Consider the following 15,899-nt stretch of genomic DNA (forward strand, 5'->3'; position numbering starts at 1 on the left):
ATCTAGGTAGATTTTATAGCGTTTTGGGAATAGGAGGGGATTTCATGGAAGCTTTTGACCTAATAGTTATAGGTGCAGGAGTAAGTGGAGTTATGGCTGCGGTAGAGGCCAAATCTAGAGGAGTAAATAGGGTTATTGTAATAGATAGGGATATAGAACCTGGTGGAGCTATGCTTTCATGTGTTCAGGCAGGTTTTTACTATAAGAGTATAAAAGAAAATTTAGCTGCCCCTGAATTAATATCAGGATTAGTAAATGATGCCTTAAATTTAGGCGTAATTATTAAGTGCGATACTACAGTTTTGGAAATAAAAAAGAATAAAGAAGTTGTTATGGTAAATAGTAAGGAAGGAATAAAGACTATAAAAGCTAAGTCTATCATTTTTGCCATGGGCTCAAGGGAGAGACCCTTTGGTTATAAAAACATATTGGGTTATGGGTTGGCTGGAATTACCACAGCTTGCTCAACGCTAAAGTATATTAATAGAAAAGGTGTATTACCAGGAAAAAGATGCATTGTATTAGGCTCAGATGATATAGGAATACTTGCAGCGAGAACTTTAGTTTTAGAGGGAGCCAATGTAATAAGTATGATAGAAACCAGTGGAGCTATTAGAGCTGTAAGTAATAAAGCTAAGGAATATGTTGAAGACTTTAATATTCCTGTACTCTTTAACCATAGAGTAGTAAAGATATATGGTACCCATAGAGTTACTGGTGTAGATATCGTACATTTAGATGAAGAATATAATGTTATTGAAGGAACTAGTAAATATGTGGATTGTGATACTTTAGTGCTATGTATGAACTTAAAATCAGATACTGCAATAGCAGAAAAAATGGGAATAGATATAGAGAAAGAAAAGGGTGGTATATTTATTTCGGATAAAATGGAGACCTCAATGAAAGGAATATTTGCTTGTGGTGCAGTGGTTGATGGGTATACTAATGTGGAGAAGGTCATGAATCAAGGTAAATTAGCAGCTAAGTACGCAGCAGAGTATTTGTGTGGAGTACAATAGAGCAAGGGTAAACTAATAATGAGCTCAGGATATGGATAGTATATATGTAAAAGAGAAAAAAGTAACCTCTACATCATCGAAAGGTGAAACTAATGTATGAATAGGATATATGTAAAAGAGAAAGTAGGAAATATATAAATCAATGGAAGAATATATAGATAAAAAACAGAAAATAATAAACTATGCAAAGAAACTTTCTTTAGATACTATTGGATTTACAGAGTGTAGAAGATTTAATGAACTAGAAGAATTTTTCATAGATAGAAAAGAAAATAATCTTTTTAATGAGTTTGAAGAGGAAGATATAGAAAAAAAGATTAATCCAAAGCTCTTAATGGAAAATGGAGAAACTATTATATCAATAGCTTTTCCTTATTATCGTGATGATAAAGGCGAAGGAGATAAATTTTCTCTATATACAAGGGGGCTAGATTATCACAGAGTAGTAGAAAAATATTTAAAGGAAATATGTGATTATATAGAATCCTTAGGAGGAGAGGCTAAATGGTTTGTAGATAGTAACCCATTACCAGAGAGATATATCGCAGCTATAAGTGGAGTTGGATTTATAGGGAAGAATAATACTCTTATTACGGAAAAGTATGGCTCCTATGTATTTTTAGGAGAAATAATAACAAATCTTAAGCTACAAGGGGATAAATCAAAAAAATATGGCTGTAAAGGGTGCAATTTATGTGTGGAAAAATGCCCAACAAATGTTATAATAGAAGATGTTAAAAAGTTTAATTCTTCACAATGTGTTTCTTATTTAACTCAAAAAAAGCACTTAAATAATGAAGAATTAAATATGGTTAAAGGCAAGATTTTTGGGTGTGACAATTGTCAAAAAGTATGTCCACATAATTTAAATGTGGAAGTTTCACCTATTAAAGAATTTCTACCTAAGGAGTATATGGAAAAGGTTGATTTATTAGAGCTTATAAATCTTGATAATAAAAACTTTAAAGAAAAGTATATCATGCATTCTTGTGGATGGCGTGGAAAGAATTTATTAATAAGAAATGGGCTTATCAATTATTATTTGAGGTATAATGAAGATATAGATAATATAGAAGAGAGTATTAACTCACCATACATAAAGGAGTATTATAACAGATTATTCAAGAAGTAGTATGGAGGTAAGTCTTAGGTATAAAGGAGATTTCTATGAAAAGAGATATATTAACAAAAATTTTAAATAAATTACCAGAGAGTCTTTCTGGAAAATTAGCAAGAAGTTATGTAAAGACATCAATAAAAAAGTATGCTAATATGAAGGTTGAAGGTTACGAAAAAATTAAAGGTATAAAGGGCCCAATAATATTTATATGTAACCACTTAAGTAATGCTGATGGACTAATACTTAACGAACTATTAAAAGACTTTGACCCCACATTCATTGCGGGAGTAAAGCTTTCCAATAACGATTTTACTAAGAATGGATTTAAGTTTATAAAGACCATAGCAATTAAACCTAATTCTGCAGATAAGGATGCCATTAGTAAAATTGTAAAGAAACTTAGAGCTGGAGAAAATATTATGATATTTCCAGAGGGAACAAGAAGTAGAAGTGGTTCAATGATAGAAGGCAAGAAGGGATTTCTTCTAATGGCTAAGCTATCTAAGGCTAAGATAATTCCAATTGGGTTAGCAGGCACAGAAGAATTTTTACCTATAAATGATGGTGATATGGGGGAAGAAAACTTCCAAACAGCTCAAGTTACTGTAAGGTTTGGAGAACCTATATATTTACCTGAAAAACTTAAAGAAGAAGATAAGAATGAATATAATGAAAGAGCTATGTTGGAAGTTATGAAATCTATAGCTGCTCTTTTACCAGAAAAATATAGAGGTGTATATAAATAAGGATTCATTGAAAAACTTATAGTAGATGATATTCTAATTATGTAAAGGGAAAGTATAAGTAGCTGATTTATAAAGGTAAGTGTTAAAAAATATTATTATGGAGTATAAATATACTTATATGTGTTATTAATATATTAGCATGTATAGTAAATTTTATTTAATATAATTTAAATGGAGGTAATCAAATGGGAAGCAAATCTTTAAACAATTTCCTTAAAACTAATTTAGAGGACCTTAAAAGTAAAGGGCTTTATAATGAAATTAATGTTATTACAGGACAAAATGGACCTGTGATAGAAATAGAAGGAAAGAAGCTAATAAACCTATCTTCAAACAACTATCTAGGACTTGCCACTAACAAGAGAATGATTGATGCTTCAATCAAAGCTACAGAAAAGTACGGTGTAGGTGCTGGTGCTGTTAGAACAATAAATGGAACATTAGACATACATATAGAATTAGAGAAGAAGTTAGCAGCATTTAAGCATACTGAAGCTGCAATAGCTTTCCAATCAGGATTTAACTGTAATATGGCAGCAATATCTGCTGTAATGAACAAAAAAGATGCAATACTTTCAGATGCACTAAATCATGCGTCAATTATAGATGGATGTAGATTATCAGGAGCTAAAATCATAAGAGTTGAACACTCTGATATGGATGATTTAAGAGCAAAGGCTAAAGAAGCAAAAGAATCAGGATTATATGAAAAAATAATGGTAATCACTGATGGTGTATTCTCAATGGATGGAGATGTTGCAAAACTTCCTGAAATTGTTGAGATTGCAGAAGAGTTTGATTTAATTACTTATGTTGATGATGCTCACGGTTCTGGGGTACTAGGAAAAGGTGCTGGAACAGTTCACCACTTTGGATTATCAGACAAAATAGATTTCCAAATAGGAACACTTTCTAAAGCTATCGGTGTAGTTGGAGGATATGTAGCAGGATCTAAAGACCTTATCGACTGGTTAAAGGTTAGAGGTAGACCATTCCTATTCTCTACATCATTAACTCCAGCAGCAGCAGGAGCTTGTATAGAGGCTGTAAATATATTAACTGAAAGTACGGAACTTCATGATAGATTATGGGAAAATGGGAATTACCTTAAAAAGGGCTTAAAAGAATTAGGATTTGATATTGGACATAGTGAAACACCTATAACTCCATGCATAATTGGAGAGGCTGCTGAGGCTCAAGAATTCAGTAGAAGATTATATGAAGAGGGCGTATATGCTAAATCAATAGTATTTCCAACAGTACCACTGGGAACAGCTAGAGTAAGAAACATGCCATCAGCTGCTCACACAAAAGAATTGTTAGATGAAGCTATTGCTAAATATGCAAAAGTAGGAAGAGAAATGGGCTTAATAAAATAATATTTGTATTAAAAGTAGAGGAGGAATATCCTCCTCTAGAGGTTATAGATTTTAACTAAAAAAACATTTAAATAAAATTTAAATAACATTAGATAGGGAGAATCAATATGAAAAGAATATTAGTTAGCGGATGCTTAGGTCAAATTGGTACGGAATTAGTAACGAAATTAAGAGAAGTTTACGGAGTAGATAATGTAGTAGCTACAGATGTAAGAAAACCAGAAGGAAATCCAATCGTTGAAGGTGGAATTTTTGAAACTTTAGACGTAACAAATTATGACGAATTCTTATCAATAGCTAAAAAACATGAAGTAGATACTATTATTCATCTTGCAGCACTTTTATCAGCAGTTGCAGAAGCAAAACCACAACTTGCATGGACTATTAACATGGGTGGTCTTGTAAACGCTTTAGAAGTTGCTAGAGAATTAAATTGTAAATTCTTTACTCCAAGTTCAATAGGTGCATTTGGACCATCTACACCTAAGGTAAATACTCCACAAGATACTATTCAAAGACCAAACACTATGTATGGTGTAACTAAGGTTTCTGGAGAGTTATTATGTGATTACTACCACTCTAAGTATGGTGTAGATACAAGAGGAGTAAGATTCCCAGGGCTTATTTCTTATGTAGCATTACCAGGCGGTGGAACTACAGATTATGCAGTTGATATTTATTATGAAGCATTAAAAACTGGTAAGTATACTTCTTTCATAGGTAAAGGAACTTACATGGATATGATGTATATGCCAGATGCTATAAATGCAATAATCACTTTAATGGAAGCTGATCCAAGTGAATTAAAGCACAGAAATGCATTTAATATAACTGCAATGAGCTTTGAACCAGAGCAAATAGCTGCAGAAATTAGAAAGCATATTCCAGAATTTGAAATGTCTTATGATGTAGACCCAGTAAGACAAGGAATTGCAAACACTTGGCCAGATTCAATAGACCCATCTGCTGCTAAAGAAGAGTGGGGCTTTAAAGCTGAATATGACTTAGCTAAGATGACAGCAGATATGCTTGAAAAATTAAAAGCTAAAGGCATAAAATAGAGATAAAAATAAAGGACTGAATGAAGATAAAATATCTTTATTCAGTCCTTTATTTTTATATGCTTGTACTATATAACTATAAAATTAATGATTAGTTTTCTTCGCAATATAAGGAAGAATTAATCCTAAACCTATTAAGAAGAATGGTGTGGCAATATTAAGTACTAATTGGAATGGATCTGTAGAGTATATACCACCAATACATGCGAAAGCGGTAAATGCAAAACACCATGCTCCGATAATAATACCTAGTGTTTTATTTTTCACAAATTTGTATTCAGGATTGAATTTTTCTCCTGCCTTCTTTAAAGCTATATATGCAACAAATACCCATAAATAACGTAGAGGCATACATATAGCATTTAGTTTTACTAACCATTTTACTAATTCATCTACACTTCCTATACCAAAAGCAGGTAGAATTATTAAAATTGAAACAATAACTAATATAAGTTTATGTCCGTTTGTATAAGCACCATATTTGTTTTGTACAAACAATTTTTCAGGTATGAACTCTCTATCAGCACTATTAAGTAACATACGTAAAGGTGCATCAATTGATATTATAAGTACTGCAAATTGTCCAATAAGATTTGTAATAGCATAAATAATTACGAAAGTATTTCCTATGTGATAGTATTCACCTAACTTCTGGAAAGCATAATATGCTCCATTAGTCATTAAGTCTTTAGGAACATTATTTGAATCAAACATCATACCTAATGATATAGTTCCTAAAATTGCACATACTGCAACCATAATTGCTAATGCAATCATACCTTTTGAAAAACCAGTTTCAGGGTCTTTAACTTGGTTAACATAAGGTGATATTTTCTCACATCCACCAACAGCAAAGACTAAGATTGATAAGCTGGTAAAGAATTTAACATCAAATGTAGGCATAAAAGTTTTAAATGACCAATCTATAGCATTTAGATTAGCATCTGTAATTGCTGGAGCTGCTAACATTAAGATGATAAATAGAATAGACATTACGAACATAGATGTTCCTGCAAAGGTAGCTATCTTTTTTAATGGATTTAATCCCTTTGATGCAATATATAATGCAATTAAAAATACTACTAAGCAAGATAATTGTAATAGAGTTGTATTCATACTACTGATTCGCTTATCTTGGAAAATTGCCCAGCTAGCTGAAATCATAAAACCAGATGGTTTTTGTGAAATATAAGGCATATGAACTACCCAGTATGTCCATCCAGCATAGTATGCAATTCTTGGTCCTATGGTTTCATGAATCCAAGAACTAACTCCACCACCAGAGTTTTTAAATGCAGATCCTAATTCACCTACCATTAGTGCATAAGGTACAAAATAAATAGTAAAAATTAATACCCAAGATACAATTGCTTTAAGTCCATTGTACTCAGAGAAGCCGTTAATAACATTACCAAAACCCCATACTGTTGAAAATGCCATAAAAGCTAAGGTGTACCAAAGAATTTGTTTATCCTTTTTTTCAGACATAAATTTCCCTCCTATATTAAATTACGATATTATTATATCATGGGAAACATTCTTTTTACATTTAAAATAAAATATTTTCATATTAATCGAATTATTTTTAAAATATTATAGAAATTATTAAATATTATTGAACATTTATCTATAAATATAATCTGAATAATTTTATTAGTAATAACATATTAAAATAATTGGGTGTATAATTACATAAATTTGTATTAATGTTCTAAAATTTATGAGATAATATTAATAATGAGTATATATGACGGAGGAAGCTATGAAATTATATATTAAGCAAAAAGTATTTTCATTTACTGATAGATTTATAGTTAAAGATGAAAAAGAGGAAGATAAATATTTCGTTGAAGGTGAAATGTTTTCCATGGGGCATAAACTTCATATTTATGATATAAGTCATAAGGAAGTGGGCTATATAAGGCAGAAACTCTTTACCTTTATGCCTAAGTTTGAAATTATCATAAATGGCATGGTAATTGGAGATTTGATAAAAAAATTTACTTTTATTAATCAAAATTATTATCTAGATGGAACTGACTTAAGGTTAACAGGTGATTTTTGGGCCCATGATTATACATTATATCAAGGTGAATATGCTGTTATGACGGTGAGCAAGGAATGGTTTACTTGGGGAGATAGCTATGTACTAAATATATCTGATCAGGTTGATGAAATATTATGCTTAGCTATAGTTTTAGCTATAGACTGTGAAATGTGTACTGCTAATAATAGGGGTAACTAAGTTTAAAATTAAATAGTAAATTAGTAACCTAAAAAATTACTAGGGGGGAACTATTATTGCAATAAAAGAAAGACAAGCTACTAAGTAAAGAAAATAACTGGGGTAAATAAAATAAAAAGGGGGGAATTTAGTGGTACTATTAACAGGTACTTACTAGGTAAAAATGAGTAAAATTATTAAAGAAAGATTATTTATGCGACATATAAGCTGTAGCATAAAAGAAGGTATTTTAATAAGGGTACAGGGGTTTAATTTATTGGAGATTATAGGAAACATATGAAAACAAGTATAAGCTTCGAATTAACTAATTGTGATGATATAAGTAAGTTTTTAAAAGATTATATAAAAACCCTGTCTTCACCCTTCGATTCATATTTAGAGGACCATATAATTAAATCTAAGTTTTATAGAATAGTTATGAATTCAAAGTATATAGGATATTTTGCTATATATGATGATGAATTATTAACACTGTTTTATATCAAATGTAAATATATAAAATACGCTCAAAAGTATTTTAATGCTATATTAAAAAAGTTTAATCCAAAATCAGCCTATGTATTTACAGGAGACGAGTTATATTTAAGTTGTATATGTGATATAGAAAATAAAGAAGTAAAAAATCAAGCTTATTTTTTCCAGGATCATAAAGGTAACCCAGAGAAAATAAGGTATTATAACAATGGTAATCTAAGAAAAGCAGAGGATAAAGATATTGATGTGATAAAGGAATTCAGTGGTGACTTCTTTGAAGACGTATACAAACAGGTTAAAGATGGAGAATTATATATTTTTGAAGAGGGTACTAACGTGTTAGGTTTTGGTATACAAGAAAAAGGAGAAGTACTAAAAGGATATACTAGTATAGGTATGTTTACTAGAGAAGAATATAGACAAAAGGGTATTGGAAGAACTATTATAGCAGAGCTAAAGAAACTTTGCTATAAGCAAGGAGAAATTCCAATTTGCGGATGTTGGTACTATAATACAAATTCTAAAAAAACTTTAGAAAGTAGCGGATTCGTAAGTAAGACCAGACTTTTAAGAGTGGAATTTAAAGATAACAAGGGAGGGAATTAATCTATTTCAAAGATTTTGAGGGGAATAAATTAGAAGCAGCATGGTTTATTTGGGATTGAGAATAAATATATTGACAAGTGATACAAATAAAACTTATAATGTAAATATAAGTAATGAGAAAGGTGGGAATACGTTGTTTATGAACAGAGATTTTTATAAAAATAATATAAAATTAAATAGAATATATAATAACGCCCTACCTGAAATTATAGGTTTTTAAAGTTGAATTTAAAGTATTAATTTGTAATTAAGCCCTAGGGGTATTCCTAGGGCTTTTTATATCTAAATATTTTAAATAGCATAGTGAACTTAAAAGTAATATTTAAGTTTAAGACTATGTTTAAAGCAAATATGTGCTAGTTAGCCATATCCTATCATCTGCGGTGAAGGATATGGCCATTTTTATGTAGGGGGTTAGAATTAATGCAAATTTTAGAGTTAAGAGAACTAGATAAGAAGCAGATTGAAGATATTGAAAACTTAGAAGAGGCTTGCAAAAACTACGATAAAACTAAAGGAGGTGCATTTCTATCAAACGAAATTAACTTTAATAAGGAAATAAATTGTTTTTTCCTATTATATGAAGAAGAAATACTTGTAAGCTTTCTAGCTATGTTTATACCAACATCACAGCAGGCAGAGATTTCTACATATACATTGCCAGAGAAGAGAAAGAAAGGTTTCTTTAAAATACTTTTAGAAAGTGCTATTAATGAGCTAAGAAAGTATGATGTTAGAGAAATACTTTTTGTGCATGAGCCTTCAAGCAATGATGGTAGGTTAACTTTAAGGAAATTTAATGTTAAATATGATTTTTCTGAGTATCTCTTAGTCTATAAAAAGGATAAATTTACTAAAGCACAGAACAAGCTAAAATTATATCAAATAATTAATCAAGATGTAGATGAAATAGCAAAGCTACACATAGACATTTTTAATAAAACTTTGGAAGAAGGAAATGCAATTGTTAATAGAGCAATAGAATCTAAAGATAGGATATCCTATATGGCTAAAGTAGATGATGAAATTGTTGGTATATGTAGTATTAGCTTAGAAGGTGGCAATGCGTTCATTTGTGGGTTAGGAATTTCAACTAAGTATCGAGGACTTGGCTATGGAAAAGAGATATTAAGTAAGGGAATAGAGAAGGCGTTGACCTTGGATATTAAAGATATATATCTTGAGGTGGATAGCAAAAATCATACAGCATATAACCTTTATATTAATAATGGATTTAAGATTAAAACACAATTAGATTATTATAGATATATAATTTAGAAGTATGAAATAAGAATAATAAATCTAGTTTTGGCTTTAAACAGTTTATAACTGGATTTGAAGCTGAGGATGAGGTTTTTTATAAGAAAGAAATATAATATTAGGGGGAAAATATTTATGGAGATTATTTTTAAAGCAATAGACAATGACAATTGGAGAGAATGTATTGAGCTCTCTGTAGAAGAAAACCAGAAGTGTTTCGTAGCATCAAATTCATATTCTATATTGGAGTCTAAATTTGAAGAAGGAAACTATCCGATGGCAATCTACGATGGGGAAACCATGGTAGGATTTTTAATGTACAGCTTTGATAGTGATGATAATAGCTGGTGGATGTGTAGACTTATGATGGATAAGAAATATCAAGGTAAGGGTTATGGTAGGGCTGCTATATTAAAACTATTAGAACTATTAAAAGAAGAACATGGAAATATAAAAGTTTATACAAGCTTTGAACCAGAAAATAGTGTCGCTGAAAAATTATATGAGTCTGTAGATTTCAGAAAAACTGGAAAGATAATGTGGGGAGAAGTAGTAATGGAGATACAACTATAATATAGTTAAAACTTCTGATTTAAGAAAGGGGATATCTCAAAATAAGCTAAATCTTAAATTAATGTCGAGCTTGTCATCTAATATAAGTACAAGCTCAACATAGTGAAAGATTAGAAGTTTATTTATTGATATCCCCTATAATATTTTTAAAATCTAAATAATAAAGTTGATTATTATACATATTACACCACCCATAACTAGTGAAATAGTATTTATGCTAGCCTTAAAATTCTTTTTAATAGTACTAGTTTTTCTTTTTCCATTTTGGTTACTTCAAGATTGGCATTTGCTATATACTGAGCATTGGCTTGACAAAGTCCTTGAAGAGATAATCCCGTTGGATTTCCTCCTAGGAAAGAAGAAATTCCTAAAATAACTAATATTATACCTTCAATAAATAAAACATCCTTTAAGTTATGGGCAGTAAAATGAACAATACCTAATCCAATTAACACTAAGATAATAGACCAGATTATTCCCCAAACAACACATTTAATTAAGGATTTAATTTGACTCTTATCCATGATTAATCTCCTTTTTCATTGATTATTATATTATATAAAGTTTTATGGTAATTATAACAAGGTTATCTAGTAAAATTAAAATAAGGGATCTTAGCAAAATATATAAAATTAGTTTATTTTGCAAGCCCCTTATTTATATAAGTATATTCACTTAGAATATAAATTTTTAATTTATCTATTCAATGGATCTAGTAATGGTTTTCTCTTAAAACAATCTTGTACGTCATCTAGAGCTTCACCAAATCTTTGGAAGTGAACAACTTCTCTTTCCCTTAAGAATTTCAAAATTTCTTTAATTTGATAATCATCACTTTGATTTATTAACCACTCATAGGTTGCTCTTGCTTTTTCTTCTGCAGCTAAATCTTCATGAAGATCTGCAACTACATCATCTTTAGCTTGTATATAAGCTGCTGTCCAAGGTACTCCATTAGGGTCTGTGTAGAATAAAGCTCTTCCATGATTAGTATAGTGACCACCAAGTCCTACTTCTTCAAGCTCTTCTAGAGTAGCATTGCTCATAAGTTGATAAATCATAGTAGCTATCATTTCAACGTGAGCCATCTCCTCTGTACCTATATCAGTAAGTAGTGCTTTAGATTTTCCAGTAGGCATAGTGTAACGTTGATTCAAATATCTAAGTGCTGCACTTAATTCTCCATCTGGGCCACCATATTGAGCTACTAGAAATTTTGCCATTCTAAGATCTTTAGATTTAAGATTTATTGGATATTCTAACATTTTTGTATAATACCACATATTATAATCCTCCTGTGTTAATAATTTTCCCAAGGCCATGGTAATGAAGTCCAACACATTGGACTTTCAACAGAGGCTGAGCCGAAATTAGTAAGTGGGCCATATTTTTCTTCATATTGACGTACTAATATTCCGAGCTTATGAGATACGGCTTGTAGATCCTTAGTAGCTTCCTCGTTATCAGGGAAGTTATCTAGATATAGATTTAAATCTATGCAATAAAATTGAAGTTTTCTTATATTATTTAATAATTCTTGATCATACATAATATCTCACCCCTCTATTCCCATCTTGAGTTTTTCTTCTCGTTGTAAGGTTTATATAAATCCTTAAATATTGTGCCCTTTGATAGAGCATCTTTAACTAAAAATAAATTTTCATATGCTTGAGGTAATACAAAAGCACAAGCGTATTCCATTTTTCTATGTGAGTAATTACTATAATTGCTCATTTGTTTTCTCCTTGAATTAATTTCTACCTAATAGTATGTTATGTTATATGTGTAATATTTGTGAAAATAAATTTCAATTTCAACGAAATTTATATATAAATATTCCATGGTATGTTGTAAAATATTTATATATATGGATATATATAATGTTCGTTGATTTAGCTAAAAATATTTTTATACGAATTTTATAATGATTTATTAACACATACAAAGGAGATGTATTATGGAATTACAAATATTACATACTAACGATATACATAGCAATTTTGAAAATTTAGCAAGAATAACTACAAAAATTAATGAGTTAAAAAATGATGATACAATTGTATTAGATGCAGGAGATCTAGCAGATTTTAAAAGAGTAGAAGTTAATGGAACTAAGGGGAAGGTTGCAATAGATTTACTTCAGGAAGCTGAATATGATGCTATTTCCATTGGAAATAATGAGACCTTTGATGGAATTCATACTTTAGAAGGATTAACCTCTGATGGAAGGATACCTTTTTTGAGTTGTCATATAAGAAAACTCAATGGTGGGGAAATAGAAGGGCTAAGCAAAAGTATAATAATTAATAAAGCAGGATTAAGGATATTAATTATAGGTGCTTCTCCAAATTTAAATGAGTTTAGTACAAGCTGTGGATTAGATATTTTAGATTATCTTCAGGGAATAAATAAGGAGATAAATAATAATAAGGGTAAATATGATATATGTATAGTTCTATCCCATTTAGGTATGGATAAGGATGAAGAGATTGCAACAAAAATTTCAGAGGTAGATGTAATAATAGGAGGACATTTTCATATCCTTATGGATGAACCTAAGATCATAAATAATACCATAATCAATACCTCAGGACAGTTTGGAGAACACTTGGGAGTATTGAAACTATCTATAAAAGATAATAAAGTAAGTTTAGTAAAAGGCGAAAATATAAATATAGAAGGCTTAGATATGGATAAAGGTATAATTAAAGTATTAAAGAAGAATAAAGAGATAGCTTTAAATAATCTTTCTATACCACTATATGAAGTTAAAGAAAATTTATGGCATGATGTAATAGAAGAAAATCCTATTACTAACTTATTAGCAGATGGACTATCTAAAGTTTATAATTGTGATTTTGCTTTCATAAATAGTGGAGTATTAAATGGAGGAATAAAAAAAGGTGCAGTAACTAATCTTAAGCTATTACAAATAGAGCCATCTCCATTAAATCCTACATACTTTGAAATTGAAGGTAAATATATATTAGAAGCTATTAAGGAAAGTTTAGATGGGGACATAGTTTTAGCTGATGGTAGAGGACCAGGTTTTAGAGGAAAATATGTAGGAAGACTTCATTTTTCTAGAAATGTAAAGATTAAATATAGGGAAAGAGAAGTACTAGAAGTTATTATAAATGGACAACCCCTTAAGGAAGATAAAGTTTACAGGGTAAGTAGCTCTGATTATCTTCATAGAGGTTCTGGATATAAAGATTTAAAGAATAATTCTAATCATAAATATGATGATAGATACATAAGAGATATATTAAGAGAATATTTATGTGATGAAGATATGGTTAATAAAGCATTAGAAGATAGATGGATAAGAATATAGTTATGAAAGGGGATTGAAGTGGAAGATAATAAATTATTAGAGAAAAATAAAAAGGTAAAAAGAAGAGTTATTATAGGATTTATAGTTTTGATATTGCTTAATCTGTGGGGTTTGTTAAAAGTTAATTCTCTTAGACAAGACCTAGATAGCTTACGAGGTGATATTTATAATCAGTATAATGATATGAGGACATCCTTAAGTAGCATTAATACCACCGTAGGAGAAACCCTAAAAAAGCAAGGGAGTATTTTAAGTGACTTTAGTTACTCAGTAGAAGGGCTAGATGCAGAAAACAAAACCATTAGTATTAATCTTAAAGGAACTCCTAAGGTATATAAAGAAGGATTAAAGTTTTATTTTAACTATGACTGTAGCGATGGAGATAGTAAGAGTGTTGAAGGTAAATTAGATAAAGCTTTAAACTATAGTGCAAAGATAGCAGTTCCCATAAGGAGTACTGTTAAATTTGGATTTACTTTAGACTATGGAGAAGAAGTGAAAAAAGAAACATGGGAAGATGAATATATAGATCAAATGGAGTATCAACTTCAAATTATGCCTCAACCTTTTAAAGGGAAATATGAAACAAAGGGTGATGAAGTTATAATTGATGGACGGATTGAAAGTGTCATTTATCCAAGTTCTATAAAAGGAAATTCTGTAGAAGAAGCTTCATGTAAGATAAGAATAAATGAGGAAGTTATAGATGAAATTAAATTAGAAAAAAGTAATGAATCTTCAAGTGAAGTTAGTAATTATACTGGAACTATCAAAGAGAAATATAAATTAAAAAATGGAGATATGTTAGATGTGTTAGTTGAGGTTCAAGACACCTATGGATTTAAATATAAATATTACCCTATGACGTCAATTAATAATAATGGTACACTTAATAAGTTGGAGTCCTCTGGGGGAAATACTTTTATACAGGTAGAGCCATAGAATCTTGAAAAGGCAAGTATATAACTATGTAAATATAAAAATATAAAACTTTACAACTAGGAATATATATAACTAGTTAAATAGTTGTTTTGTTCATGGGACTTTAAGGAGATTTACAATTTAAATAGGATGACTAAAGCTACATCAAAGGGTAAGAGATTAATAATCCTGAGTTGGTAATTTAACTAACATAAGGAGTTTATTAATATAATTTTATATTGAGGAGGAATTGATATGAAAATTTATAAATGTAGTGTATGTGGCTACTTGTATGATGAAAGCCAAGAAGAGGTACCTTTTGCAGAATTAAAAGAAGACTGGAGATGTCCTGTTTGTAAAAGGGATAAAAGTTTCTTTAAACCATTAGAGGAAACAGATTCTGTAGATTAGATAAGTAAGTAATTAAATAATGTTTAATTTAAGAGTGTCTTAAAATATTGGATTATATTTTAGTAAAAACTAAAGTATAGTATATTTTAAGACACTTTTTATATTTAATTTTATAATTTTGTAAGAAAAGCTATATTGCTTTCGATATATAGGGTGAAGAAGGAAATTTGGAGGAGATTTAATGAGGGTGGATAAAGACAATTTTATTGCAGAATTAAAAAGAAAAAATCCTAAAGCTCTTGATTATATCATTGATATATATGGGCCCTTAGTAAAAGGAATTATATCTAAAACCTTATGTTCTGTAGAGGATAAAGGTTTAATTGAGGAATGTATGTCAGATGTATTTATGGCAATTTGGGTTAATGGGTATAAGTTTACTGGGGATAGTTCTAAGTTTAAAAGTTGGATAGGGGCTATCACAAAATTTAAAGCAATTGATTACTACAGAAAGTATGGTAAAAAAGAAAATAACCAGCTTATGGATGAAGCCATCACTGATGGTAAAAGTGCAGAAGATCATTATCTTGATGATATAGAAAATAGCAGGTTAGTAAGTATTATAGAAAGTATGGAGGAACCAGATAAAACTATTTTTATAATGAAATTTTTACTTGGAGATAAGAGTAAAAGCATTAGTGAAGCATTAAAGCTTTCTGTAAGTAATATAAATACTAGAATTAGTAGAGGCAGAGAAAGGATAAGAAGAGAGTACTATAAGGAAGCTAGGGAGGGGGTATAGTT

Annotated in this window: 18 protein-coding genes; 13 read left to right on the forward strand and 5 right to left on the reverse strand. The window is 29.9% G+C overall.

What is annotated here, in order from left to right:
* Nucleotides 1–44 precede the first annotated feature (44 nt).
* The 5 genes from B3B03_RS13860 (at nucleotide 45) to B3B03_RS13880 (ending at nucleotide 5,328) form a co-directional block, all read left to right on the forward strand.
* Nucleotides 45–1,022 (forward strand): NAD(P)/FAD-dependent oxidoreductase, encoded by a 978-nt coding sequence (locus B3B03_RS13860; RefSeq protein WP_346847058.1) that lies wholly within the window; start codon nucleotides 45–47, stop codon nucleotides 1,020–1,022.
* Nucleotides 1,023–1,164: 142 nt separating this feature from the next.
* Nucleotides 1,165–2,154: a tRNA epoxyqueuosine(34) reductase QueG gene (gene queG, locus B3B03_RS13865; RefSeq protein WP_346877614.1), complete on the forward strand. Its 990-nt coding sequence runs from the start codon at nucleotides 1,165–1,167 to the stop codon at nucleotides 2,152–2,154.
* A 35-nt stretch (nucleotides 2,155–2,189) separates the two neighbouring features.
* The gene (locus B3B03_RS13870) at nucleotides 2,190–2,888 is read left to right on the forward strand and encodes a lysophospholipid acyltransferase family protein (protein WP_035129646.1); all 699 of its coding nucleotides are present in this window, start codon (nucleotides 2,190–2,192) and stop codon (nucleotides 2,886–2,888) included.
* Between the two features lie 185 nt (nucleotides 2,889–3,073).
* Nucleotides 3,074–4,267: a glycine C-acetyltransferase gene (locus B3B03_RS13875; RefSeq protein WP_035129643.1), complete on the forward strand. Its 1,194-nt coding sequence runs from the start codon at nucleotides 3,074–3,076 to the stop codon at nucleotides 4,265–4,267.
* 107 nt (nucleotides 4,268–4,374) lie between these two features.
* The gene (locus B3B03_RS13880; protein WP_346847060.1) at nucleotides 4,375–5,328 is read left to right on the forward strand and encodes an L-threonine 3-dehydrogenase; all 954 of its coding nucleotides are present in this window, start codon (nucleotides 4,375–4,377) and stop codon (nucleotides 5,326–5,328) included.
* An 84-nt stretch (nucleotides 5,329–5,412) separates the two neighbouring features.
* On the opposite strand, the gene B3B03_RS13885 is transcribed toward B3B03_RS13880, so the two are convergent.
* Nucleotides 5,413–6,816 carry an APC family permease gene (locus tag B3B03_RS13885; RefSeq protein WP_346847061.1) on the reverse strand — a complete coding sequence of 468 codons (1,404 nt, stop codon included), beginning with the start codon at nucleotides 6,814–6,816 and terminating at the stop codon, nucleotides 5,413–5,415.
* A gap of 259 nt (nucleotides 6,817–7,075) precedes the next feature.
* Between B3B03_RS13885 and B3B03_RS13890 the strand changes: the two genes are divergently transcribed.
* The 4 genes from B3B03_RS13890 to B3B03_RS13905 all read left to right on the forward strand — a co-directional run bounded on the left by B3B03_RS13890 (nucleotide 7,076) and on the right by B3B03_RS13905 (nucleotide 10,486).
* Nucleotides 7,076–7,573, forward strand: coding sequence for an LURP-one-related/scramblase family protein (locus B3B03_RS13890; protein WP_346847062.1), 498 nt, complete (start codon nucleotides 7,076–7,078; stop codon nucleotides 7,571–7,573).
* 276 nt (nucleotides 7,574–7,849) lie between these two features.
* Nucleotides 7,850–8,653 carry a GNAT family N-acetyltransferase gene (locus tag B3B03_RS13895; protein WP_346877615.1) on the forward strand — a complete coding sequence of 268 codons (804 nt, stop codon included), beginning with the start codon at nucleotides 7,850–7,852 and terminating at the stop codon, nucleotides 8,651–8,653.
* 423 nt (nucleotides 8,654–9,076) lie between these two features.
* Nucleotides 9,077–9,931 (forward strand): GNAT family N-acetyltransferase, encoded by an 855-nt coding sequence (locus B3B03_RS13900; RefSeq protein ID WP_346877616.1) that lies wholly within the window; start codon nucleotides 9,077–9,079, stop codon nucleotides 9,929–9,931.
* 117 nt (nucleotides 9,932–10,048) lie between these two features.
* Nucleotides 10,049–10,486, forward strand: a complete 438-nt coding sequence (locus B3B03_RS13905; protein WP_346877617.1) for a GNAT family N-acetyltransferase — start codon at nucleotides 10,049–10,051, stop codon at nucleotides 10,484–10,486.
* Between the two features lie 212 nt (nucleotides 10,487–10,698).
* Here the strand turns inward: B3B03_RS13905 and B3B03_RS13910 are convergent, their stop codons facing one another.
* From B3B03_RS13910 to B3B03_RS13925, 4 genes are all read right to left on the reverse strand, one after another.
* On the reverse strand, nucleotides 10,699–11,010 hold the full coding sequence (locus B3B03_RS13910; RefSeq protein WP_346877618.1) for a hypothetical protein: 312 nt from the start codon (nucleotides 11,008–11,010) through the stop codon (nucleotides 10,699–10,701).
* 171 nt (nucleotides 11,011–11,181) lie between these two features.
* Nucleotides 11,182–11,769 carry a manganese catalase family protein gene (locus B3B03_RS13915; RefSeq protein ID WP_346847068.1) on the reverse strand — a complete coding sequence of 196 codons (588 nt, stop codon included), beginning with the start codon at nucleotides 11,767–11,769 and terminating at the stop codon, nucleotides 11,182–11,184.
* A 17-nt stretch (nucleotides 11,770–11,786) separates the two neighbouring features.
* Nucleotides 11,787–12,035, reverse strand: coding sequence for a spore coat protein CotJB (locus B3B03_RS13920; protein ID WP_035129619.1), 249 nt, complete (start codon nucleotides 12,033–12,035; stop codon nucleotides 11,787–11,789).
* Between the two features lie 14 nt (nucleotides 12,036–12,049).
* Nucleotides 12,050–12,220, reverse strand: a complete 171-nt coding sequence (locus tag B3B03_RS13925; RefSeq protein WP_150844121.1) for a spore coat associated protein CotJA — start codon at nucleotides 12,218–12,220, stop codon at nucleotides 12,050–12,052.
* 223 nt (nucleotides 12,221–12,443) lie between these two features.
* On the opposite strand from B3B03_RS13925, the gene B3B03_RS13930 reads away from it, so the two are divergent.
* The 4 genes from B3B03_RS13930 to B3B03_RS13945 all read left to right on the forward strand — a co-directional run bounded on the left by B3B03_RS13930 (nucleotide 12,444) and on the right by B3B03_RS13945 (nucleotide 15,897).
* Complete coding sequence (locus B3B03_RS13930) at nucleotides 12,444–13,823, forward strand: bifunctional metallophosphatase/5'-nucleotidase (RefSeq protein ID WP_346877619.1); 1,380 nt, start codon at nucleotides 12,444–12,446, stop codon at nucleotides 13,821–13,823.
* Between the two features lie 18 nt (nucleotides 13,824–13,841).
* Nucleotides 13,842–14,765: a hypothetical protein gene (locus B3B03_RS13935; RefSeq protein ID WP_346877620.1), complete on the forward strand. Its 924-nt coding sequence runs from the start codon at nucleotides 13,842–13,844 to the stop codon at nucleotides 14,763–14,765.
* Between the two features lie 234 nt (nucleotides 14,766–14,999).
* On the forward strand, nucleotides 15,000–15,155 hold the full coding sequence (locus B3B03_RS13940; protein ID WP_035129613.1) for a rubredoxin: 156 nt from the start codon (nucleotides 15,000–15,002) through the stop codon (nucleotides 15,153–15,155).
* A gap of 181 nt (nucleotides 15,156–15,336) precedes the next feature.
* Nucleotides 15,337–15,897 (forward strand): sigma-70 family RNA polymerase sigma factor, encoded by a 561-nt coding sequence (locus B3B03_RS13945; protein WP_346877621.1) that lies wholly within the window; start codon nucleotides 15,337–15,339, stop codon nucleotides 15,895–15,897.
* Nucleotides 15,898–15,899: the final 2 nt, after the last annotated feature.

This window comes from Clostridium sp. UBA5712 (assembly GCF_002419845.1).
In the GTDB taxonomy this organism is placed as follows: Bacteria; Bacillota; Clostridia; order Clostridiales; family Clostridiaceae; genus Clostridium_J; species Clostridium_J sulfidigenes.

Coding starts and splice junctions, on each gene's coding strand:
- B3B03_RS13860 (WP_346847058.1), top strand. CDS start 45: ATGGAAGCTTTTGACCTAATAGTTATAGGTGCAGGAGTAAGTGGAGTT.
- queG (WP_346877614.1), top strand. CDS start 1,165: ATGGAAGAATATATAGATAAAAAACAGAAAATAATAAACTATGCAAAG.
- B3B03_RS13870 (WP_035129646.1), top strand. CDS start 2,190: ATGAAAAGAGATATATTAACAAAAATTTTAAATAAATTACCAGAGAGT.
- B3B03_RS13875 (WP_035129643.1), top strand. CDS start 3,074: ATGGGAAGCAAATCTTTAAACAATTTCCTTAAAACTAATTTAGAGGAC.
- B3B03_RS13880 (WP_346847060.1), top strand. CDS start 4,375: ATGAAAAGAATATTAGTTAGCGGATGCTTAGGTCAAATTGGTACGGAA.
- B3B03_RS13885 (WP_346847061.1), bottom strand. CDS start 6,816: ATGTCTGAAAAAAAGGATAAACAAATTCTTTGGTACACCTTAGCTTTT.
- B3B03_RS13890 (WP_346847062.1), top strand. CDS start 7,076: ATGACGGAGGAAGCTATGAAATTATATATTAAGCAAAAAGTATTTTCA.
- B3B03_RS13895 (WP_346877615.1), top strand. CDS start 7,850: ATGAAAACAAGTATAAGCTTCGAATTAACTAATTGTGATGATATAAGT.
- B3B03_RS13900 (WP_346877616.1), top strand. CDS start 9,077: ATGCAAATTTTAGAGTTAAGAGAACTAGATAAGAAGCAGATTGAAGAT.
- B3B03_RS13905 (WP_346877617.1), top strand. CDS start 10,049: ATGGAGATTATTTTTAAAGCAATAGACAATGACAATTGGAGAGAATGT.
- B3B03_RS13910 (WP_346877618.1), bottom strand. CDS start 11,010: ATGGATAAGAGTCAAATTAAATCCTTAATTAAATGTGTTGTTTGGGGA.
- B3B03_RS13915 (WP_346847068.1), bottom strand. CDS start 11,769: ATGTGGTATTATACAAAAATGTTAGAATATCCAATAAATCTTAAATCT.
- B3B03_RS13920 (WP_035129619.1), bottom strand. CDS start 12,035: ATGTATGATCAAGAATTATTAAATAATATAAGAAAACTTCAATTTTAT.
- B3B03_RS13925 (WP_150844121.1), bottom strand. CDS start 12,220: ATGAGCAATTATAGTAATTACTCACATAGAAAAATGGAATACGCTTGT.
- B3B03_RS13930 (WP_346877619.1), top strand. CDS start 12,444: ATGGAATTACAAATATTACATACTAACGATATACATAGCAATTTTGAA.
- B3B03_RS13940 (WP_035129613.1), top strand. CDS start 15,000: ATGAAAATTTATAAATGTAGTGTATGTGGCTACTTGTATGATGAAAGC.
- B3B03_RS13945 (WP_346877621.1), top strand. CDS start 15,337: ATGAGGGTGGATAAAGACAATTTTATTGCAGAATTAAAAAGAAAAAAT.